Below are 8,112 nucleotides of genomic sequence, written 5' to 3'. Positions count from 1 at the left end.
GGATGCCACAGTCGAGGGGGATGCCCACAAAGCCGGGGTGCACCTCGGACCACGCGCCGCTCGTGAGCACGCCGTCGCCACGCTCCTCGGCCTCGTTGAACAGGGCAAAGTCAAAGCTCTCGGCCTCAATGACGCGCACGTCGCGGTCGATGGCGAGCAGGTCGCACAGCTGGTCGGTGGCGTCGTTGCCGTGGCGCAGGATGTGGATGCTCATGCCGTCGAGGTCGTCGAGCGTGAGGCGCTTGCGGTTCGCGAGCACGTGGGTGCGCGGCACGTCGATCTTGAAGGGTGTCGTGAACAGCGGCAGCAGGCGGCACGATCCGCCCCAGCGAAACGTCGAGTAGCTCGACTGAACCACGTCGACCTCCTCGCCCAGGCGCGTCATGACGCTCGTGCGGGGGTCGTAGAGGTCTCCCACGGTCACGATCTCGAGGCGTAGACCGCCCTCGAGCTGCTGCACGAGGGGCCACATCGAGAGGGTGTTGCGCCCCGGGCACATGAGCGACACGCCGAGGCGCACGGCCTCGCCGCCGCTGTCGACCTCGCGAGCACGGCGCAGGGCCGCCTCGCTGCGGCGCATGATCTCGCGGGCGTCCTCGACGAGGCGCGCGCCCGCCGGCGTGGTGCGCACGCCCGCGTGGGAGCGCACGAACAGGGTCACGCCATGCTCGGCCTCGAAGCCCGAGACCTGCTTCACGAGGGCCGGGGCCGAGATGCACAGGCGCTCGGCCGCCCTCGAGAAGCTCCCGAGGCTTGCGGCGGCAACGATGGCGTCGAGTCTTCTGTCGTACACGAATGCCTCCCATGGTGCAATAAAGGCGCAGCTCACGCATGGTATAAACCTGTGGTTATCACAATTCTAACAATTGAGTAATTCACGCGCGAGGTTTGTCTCGGTAGCGTTTATCTCGTCTTTTGTATGGGTGGGACGCATGTCCCCGCCCGCGGGCGGGCCAGGGGGCTGGCGTGCGCGCGGGCGCGAAAGAGGAGGAAACGTATGAACAACTGGCTTAACCTCGGGGGTGAGGTCTGCGCCGTCACCGGAGCGCTCGGTGGCATGGGCGTCGAGATCTGCCGCGAGTTCGCCCGCAACGGCGCGAACGTCGTGCTGCTCGACCTCGACGAGGACAAGGTCAAGGCCGCTGCCGCCGCGCTGTCCGAGGAGTTTGGCATCCACGCCGAGGGCTTCCGCATGAACGCCTGCAGCGAGGAGGAGGTCCAGGCCGCCGTCGACGCCACGATCGAGGCCTTTGGCCGCGTCGACGTGCTCGTCAACACCGCCGGCATCCTACGCTTCGCCCCCATGGAGGACCTGCCCCTGTCCGACTGGAACGACGTCATCAACGTCAACCTCACCGGCTACTTCATCACCTCGCAGCGCTTTGGCCGCGAGATGATCAAGGCCGGCCGTGGCCGCCTCGTGCACATCTCCACGGTCGCCAGCCACTCGCCCGAGACCTTCTCCGGCGTCTACAGCTCCACCAAGGCCGGCGTCAACATGCTCTCCAAGATGCTCGCCGCCGAGTGGGGTCCCTACGGCGTGCGCTCCAACTGCGTCGAGCCGTGCTTCGTGAAGACGCCGATGAGCGCGAGCTTCTACGCTGATCCCGAGGTCGAGAAGAGCCGCAGCCGTCTCATCGCCACGCGTCGCATCGGCGAGGTGTCCGACATCGCCAACGCCGTCATGTTCCTGGCCTCCACCCGCTCCGACTTCACCACGGGCGACGCCATCAAGGTCGACGGCGGCTTCTCCAACATGATGGGCGACCTTACCGCCAAGCCCGGCGGCCGTCGCGCCTTCGCCGAGAACTACCTCAAGGGCCGCGGCGTTGACCTGTGGACCGACGAGGCCGGCGTCAAGACCCCGTCCGACCAGTAGGCTCTTTGCCCCTTGGGACGATATAGCCCGGAGCTTTATCGTCCCAAGGGGCAGGAAACGTGGGACGAAATTGCTCCGGGCTAATTTGTCCCATCTTCGCTAACCAGATCAGAAAGGCTCGAATGGCTTCCGAGAACTCCAACAAGGGTCGTGGCGTTGTCCTCACCGCCGCCTGCGTCACCATGTTCTTCATCAGCTCCATCGCCCTGTACTCCGTCGTGAGCAAGAACCTGCTCGCCGTCTACCCCGACTGGTCGGGCGCCCTCACCTGGGCCTTCCCCGTCTTCCAGACGATTATGGCCATTACCGGCATCTTCGCCGGCCGCATCTCCGACAAGATCGGCCCGCGCAACGTCGTCATTGCCGCCGCCGTCTGCTATGGCGTGGGCTGGTTCATGTCTGGCACCGTGACCGCCCCGTGGCAGTTCTACCTGTGGTTCTCCGTCGTCGCTGCCATCGGCAACGGCCTGGGCTACAACCCCGCCCTCACCACGGGCCAGAAGTGGTTTATCGACAAGAAGGGCCTCGCCTCCGGCATCACCCTAGCCGCCTCGACGGCCGGCCCCGCCGTGCTGTCGCCGGTGCTCGCCTCGCTGCTGATTCCCAGCCTGGGCATCTTTGGCGCCCTCAAGGCCCTGGGCGTCATCTTCTTCGTGATGATTCTCGTCTCGGCCCTGTTCCTCAAGGCCCCGAAGGCCGGTTGGCTGCCCGAGGGCTACGTTGCCCCCGCCGCCGGCGCCCACGCCGGCACCTTTGGTGACCTCACCCCCGGCGAGATGGTCAAGACCCCGCGCTTCTGGGTCCTCATCGTGACCTTCGCCTTCGCTGCCACCGCCGGCACCCTGCTCGTTGGCAAGGTTGCCTCGATCAGCGCCGTGCAGCTCTTCGACGACCCCAACTCCGCCGCCGCGGTGGCCCTGGGTGGCCTCGTCGTCACGGTGAACACCTGCGCGAACCTCGTCGGCCGCCTCTCCTTTGGCCAGATCATCGACAAGATCGGCGCCTACAAGTCCCTGCTCGTGAGCCTCGTCGTGACCATCGTGGCCCTCGTCATCATGTCGATGAGCTTCACGCAGGTCATATTCTTTGTGGCACTCGCCCTGCTTGGCTTTAGCTTTGGTGCCCTGCTCGTCATCTATCCGCCGCTGACCGGTGGCGCCTTCGGCACCTCCAACCTGGGCGTCAACTACGGCATCATGTTCCTGGGTTACGCCGCCTCCACCTGGATCAGCCAGCCCATCACCGCCGTGCTGTACCATGCCGAGGCCGGCAACGCCGCCTACCAGCAGTCCTTCTACGGCGCCATCGTCATCGCCGCCGTGGCCGTTGCCCTCACCGTCTACATGATGGTCTCCGACAGCAAGAAGAAGGCCCAGGCCTAGGGCTTGCCCCGTTCCATTCCGCGTGCCCGTGCTCGCCCTCCCGCTCGGGTACGCACGTACTCTCTCCCCGGTCGGCCGATAGCCCCTCGGCCGACCCCCACACGTATTCGGCGCCGCCGCCCCCGTGCGTGCGGCGGCGCCGTCAGATGCATAGGAGGCATCATGTCCAACCCCGTCCGCATTGCCGTCATCGGCGCCGGCGCCATGGGCCGCAACCACATCCGCTTCGTGACCGAGGAGCCCGAGGCCGAGCTCGTCGCCATCGCCGACGCCTTCGAGGGCGCCCGCGCCACGGCCGACGCCGCCGGCGTGCCGTTCTTCACCGACCCCGCACAGATGATGGACGAGGTGAGCCCTGAGGCCGTCATCATCGCCACGCCCAACGGCCTGCACCTCTCCGTTGCTCGCGAGGCCGTCAAGCGCAACATCATTCCGCTGGTTGAGAAGCCTATCTCCGACAACCTCGAGGACGCCGAGGCCTTCGCCGCCGAGGCCGAGGCCGCCGGCGTGCCCGTGCTCGTGGGCCAGCACCGTCGCCACAACCCGTTCGTCAACAAGGCCAAGCAGATCATCGAGAGCGGCGCGCTGGGCAAGCTCACCGTCTCCTCGTTCCACTACATGATCTACAAGAACGACGAGTACTTCGACGTCGAGTGGCGCCGCAAGAAGGGCGCCGGCCCCATCCTGGTGAACCTCGTCCACGACGTCGACCTGCTCCGCTACCTGCTGGGCGAGCCCGTTGCCATCCAGGGCATGCAGTCGAGCGCCGCCCGTGGCTTCGAGACCGAGGACTCCGCCGTTGTGAACGTGCGCTTCGCCGACGGCTCGCTCGCCTCGATGACCATCTCCGATGCCACGGCCAGCCCCTGGAACTGGGAGGCCACCGCTCGCGAGGATCCGCAGTACCGCCCGTTCGACGCCGACGCCTACTTCATCGGCGGCACCAAGGGCGCCCTGTCGCTGCCGCGCCTGCAGGTCATGAGCTATGACGGCGACTCCAGCTGGCACAAGCCGCTGCAGATGGAGCAGCCCGCCGTTGACCCGGCCCTGCCGCACAAGATGCAGCTCAAGCACTTCGTGCGCGTCGTCCGCGGCGAGGAGGCCCCCGTCGTGACGCCGGCCGACAACGTCAAGACGCTGCGCACCCTCAATGCCGTGAAGCGCGCTGCCGAGACAGGCGAGCTCGTCGAGCTGTAGGGCTTTGACGTTGCGAGCTTGCGACCCATAGCATGCCGCCTGGGGCGGGAGGAACGTTTCCTCCCGCCCCTCTTTTGCGTGCGTCGATGACTGGGGTGCTGTCAGATGTCTCAATCGCGGCTGCGTTACTGGCGAGTATTTTAACGGATAGTTCCCATTCGATTGGGCAACGTGCCGTATGCTGTGCATAAGCCAGCCTCAAGGATATGGGGGACGTCATGATTCCAGATGAGCTGATCGTTGTTTCGCAGTCGCTCCTCCTTACGATGACTCCGTGGCTGCTGCTTCTCATTCCTCTCTACTTTGTCGTGAGGAGCGCCGTGCGCTCGGGGGTCAGGCAGGCTCTGAAAGACGGCCCGTACAAGAAGGACTCCCCGAAGGACCCTGAGGACACGGGGGAGCGTCCGTAAGCCCGGCTGTCGTGCCAAGACACGCGCCGCGAGGCCAATTCCTACCTGGGAGTGTGGTGACAAAGGGCTCTGATTCTTTCGTTATTTGTCGCGGGCGTTGTGTAATTCGCGGATAACGGTGGAGGGGAAGAGGAGCCTGTCATGAGGTGCTGCGCCCTTCTCGCGCTATTCTCGGACATAAAATAATGCAGCAAAACTGGGACAATAGGTCTCCGGGGACTATTGTCCCACTGTGCCGTCTGGCGAATATGTTGTAGGCGTGCGGCTATAACGGCTCACTCATTGTTAGGCTTGCATACATTGGGTAAGCGCCGCGGGGAGGCAAGCTTGGCCCTCACGCTAGGGAGAGGAACGCATATGACCCAGGTTCAGGAACTGCCGCGTACGTTCGAGGAGTTCAACGAGCAGCGCAAGGCGAGCTTCATTCGCGTCAAGGACTTCAAGCAGGCGGGCAACCGCATCGTGGGCTACCTGTGCAGCTATACCCCGCTCGAGATCATCGACGCGGCGGGCGCCTCGAGCGTGGCTCTCTGCGGTACGTCCGACGAGGTCATCCCCGAGGCCGAGCGCGTCCTTCCGGCCAACCTCTGCCCGCTCATTAAGTCGACGTATGGCTTTGCCTACTCGCAGAAATGCCCGTTCACGTACTTCTCGGACATGATCATTGGCGAGACGACCTGTGACGGCAAGAAGAAGATGTTCGAGCTGCTGGGCGAGCTCAAGCCCGTGCACGTCCTACACCTGCCGCAGAGCCGCGAGCGCGCCTACGAGCGCGAGGGCTGGCGCGAGGAGTGCCGCCTGCTCAAGGGGTGCCTCGAGGAGCTCTACGGCATCACGATCACCGACGACGACCTACGCGAGGCGGCCCGTCGGCACAACCGCCTGCGTGCCGCGCAGCTCGCGATGTTCGAGCTCCAGGCCGCCCAGCCGCCGGTGATGGGCGGCGTCGAGCTCATGAGCACGATGTTCGCCGGTACGTTCAACTTCGACCTCGACAACTTCACCAAGCAGGTGGAGGACAAGGTCGCCGAGCGCCGCGCCGCCTACGAGGCCGGCGAGCGCCCGATCTCTGCGGACGCCAAGCGCATCCTCATCACGGGCTGCCCCGTGGGTGGCGTCATCAACAAGATCGGCCGCACGATCGAGCTCAACGGCGGCACCGTGGTCTGCATGGACGACTGCTCGGGCGAGCGCACCTGCCGCATGATGGTCGACGCCGAGGCCGACGACATCCTGGGCGCCATCGCCGACCGCTACCTCGACATCAACTGCTCGGTCATGACGCCCAACGACGGGCGCATGGACAACACCCTTGCCATGTGCGAGAAGTACCACGTCGACGGCGTGATCGAGAGCGTGCTGACGGCCTGCCACACCTTCAACGTCGAGAGCGCCAAGATGCAGAGCGCCGTCGAGGGCGCGGGCATCCCGTACATGAAGATCGAGACTGACTACAGCGCGGGAGACCAGGGCCAGATCGACACGCGCATCGCCGCGTTCATCGAGACGCTGTAGGAGGCGCGCATGCGGGGCATTGGCGTAGACATTGGCTCGACGGCCACCAAGGTTGCCGTGATGGAGACGGGCGAGCTTGCGCAGACGCTGCTCATGCCCACGGGCTTCTCGTCGGTCGACGCGGCCGGGCGCGTGAGGGATGCGCTGGCCGAGAAGGGCGTCGACGTGGCGGCCGAGGACGTGCGCGTGGTGGCCACCGGCTACGGGCGCATCGCGGTGCCCTACGCCACCAAGGTCGTGACCGAGATCACCTGCCACGGCCTGGGCGCGGCGCACCTCTTTGGGACCGACGGCACCGTCATCGACGTGGGCGGCCAGGACACCAAGGTGATCCAGCTTGCGAACGGGCGCGTCACTAAGTTTGCGATGAACGACAAGTGTGCGGCCGGCACGGGGCGTTTCCTCGAGGTCATGGCAGACCGCCTAGGCATCGACCAGGTGGAGCTTGCGAGCCTGGCGCGCGCGGGCGAGGACGTCAAGATCTCGAGCATGTGCACGGTGTTTGCCGAGTCGGAGGTCATCAGCCTCGTGGGTCGCGGCGAGCCGCGCGAGAACATCGCCCACGGCATCATCGAGAGCGTGGTCTCGCGCGTGGCGTCGCTCGCGGGCCAGGGGTCGCACGCCCCCTACTTCCTCACGGGGGGACTCTGCGAGAACGACTACGTGGTGGAGCGTCTGGGAGCGCTTCTGGGCAGCGAGGTCACGACCTGCCCCGAGGCCCGCTACGCCGGGGCAATCGGCGCCGCGCTCAAGGCCTGCGAGCTGTAGGTTCTTCTCGGCAGCTTGAGACGTAAGAAGGCCGGGGTGGCCGCTCTTGTGCGAGCGGCCACCCCGGCCATTTTGAGTGGGACAGTTGCTCAGGCAGGTATTGTCCCGGCTAGTTCACGGAGACACCGCCGTCGACCTTGACGCAGGCACCGGTCATGAACGAGGCCTCGTCGGAGGCGATGAACAGCACGACCGAGGCGAGCTCCTCGGGCTTGGCCTGACGGATGTCGGAGTCGAGGCCGGCCATGGCGCGACCCATGCCAAACTGGTTGATGCCGGAGCCTGCCATCATCGAGCCGGCGATCTCGGTCTCGACGCCGCCCGGGCAGACGGCGTTGCAGCGGATGCCGGAGTTGGCGTACATGTAGCCGGTGTTCTCGGTCATGCCAACGAGGGCGTGCTTGGAGGCCGTGTAGGCCACGCCGGCGCGAGCACCGTTGGTGCCGCCGATGGAGGCGACGTTCACGATGTTGCCCTTCGTCTCCTGCTCGAGCATGACCTGGACGGCCTTGCGCATGGCGTACATCGGGCCCTTGACGTTGACGGCGAAGACCTGGTCCCAGCGCTCGTCGGCGATGTCGGCGATGGGCTCGAAGCCGTCCATGATGCCGGCGTTGTTGACGAGGATGTCGAGCTTGCCGGTCTGGGAGACGGCGAAGTCGACCATGCCCTCGTTGGCCTAGCGGCTCGAGACGTCGCCCACATAGGGCAGGACCCTGCCGGGAAGACCGACCTCGGCGGCCTCGGCGGCGAGCTGCTCGAGGCGCTCGGCGCGGCGGGCAACGGCCACGACCGTGGCACCCTCCTTGGCGAAGTCGTAGGCGATCTGGCGACCCATGCCGGCGCTGGCACCGGTGACGACGACACTCTTGCCCTCAAAGCGCATGGCGAATCCCTTCTGTGGGGTCACGGACGCCCCTGTCCGCGACATTAATATGTTAAGTATCAATAAATAGGAACG

General features: G+C 65.7%; 7 protein-coding genes and 1 pseudogene. 6 read left to right on the top strand and 2 right to left on the bottom strand.

The window, feature by feature from the left end; genetic code table 11:
• Positions 1 to 793, bottom strand: a 793-nt coding sequence (locus AC1VTH_RS05030; RefSeq protein WP_481335050.1) for a LysR family transcriptional regulator, incomplete at its 3' end; no start/stop codon positions are given.
• Between the two features lie 204 nt (positions 794 to 997).
• On the opposite strand from AC1VTH_RS05030, the gene AC1VTH_RS05025 reads away from it, so the two are divergent.
• The 6 genes from AC1VTH_RS05025 (at position 998) to AC1VTH_RS05000 (ending at position 7,151) form a co-directional block, all read left to right on the top strand.
• Positions 998 to 1,879, top strand: coding sequence for an SDR family NAD(P)-dependent oxidoreductase (locus AC1VTH_RS05025; protein ID WP_481335049.1), 882 nt, complete (start codon positions 998 to 1,000; stop codon positions 1,877 to 1,879).
• A gap of 122 nt (positions 1,880 to 2,001) precedes the next feature.
• Entirely contained in the window at positions 2,002 to 3,261 is a 1,260-nt protein-coding gene (locus AC1VTH_RS05020) for an MFS transporter (RefSeq protein WP_481335048.1), read from the top strand.
• A 162-nt stretch (positions 3,262 to 3,423) separates the two neighbouring features.
• Complete coding sequence (locus AC1VTH_RS05015) at positions 3,424 to 4,458, top strand: Gfo/Idh/MocA family protein (RefSeq protein WP_481335047.1); 1,035 nt, start codon at positions 3,424 to 3,426, stop codon at positions 4,456 to 4,458.
• A gap of 218 nt (positions 4,459 to 4,676) precedes the next feature.
• Positions 4,677 to 4,868: a DUF6019 family protein gene (locus AC1VTH_RS05010; protein WP_293674309.1), complete on the top strand. Its 192-nt coding sequence runs from the start codon at positions 4,677 to 4,679 to the stop codon at positions 4,866 to 4,868.
• Positions 4,869 to 5,225: 357 nt separating this feature from the next.
• Positions 5,226 to 6,383, top strand: a complete 1,158-nt coding sequence (locus tag AC1VTH_RS05005) for a double-cubane-cluster-containing anaerobic reductase (RefSeq protein WP_481335045.1) — start codon at positions 5,226 to 5,228, stop codon at positions 6,381 to 6,383.
• A 9-nt stretch (positions 6,384 to 6,392) separates the two neighbouring features.
• Positions 6,393 to 7,151 (top strand): acyl-CoA dehydratase activase, encoded by a 759-nt coding sequence (locus AC1VTH_RS05000; RefSeq protein WP_301829680.1) that lies wholly within the window; start codon positions 6,393 to 6,395, stop codon positions 7,149 to 7,151.
• 109 nt (positions 7,152 to 7,260) lie between these two features.
• Here AC1VTH_RS05000 and AC1VTH_RS04995 read toward each other — a convergent pair.
• Positions 7,261 to 8,037, bottom strand: a pseudogene (locus tag AC1VTH_RS04995) (SDR family NAD(P)-dependent oxidoreductase).
• Positions 8,038 to 8,112 lie beyond the last annotated feature (75 nt).

Source organism: Parolsenella sp., assembly GCF_982402205.1.
This window is presented reverse-complemented; position numbering and strand designations above follow the sequence as displayed.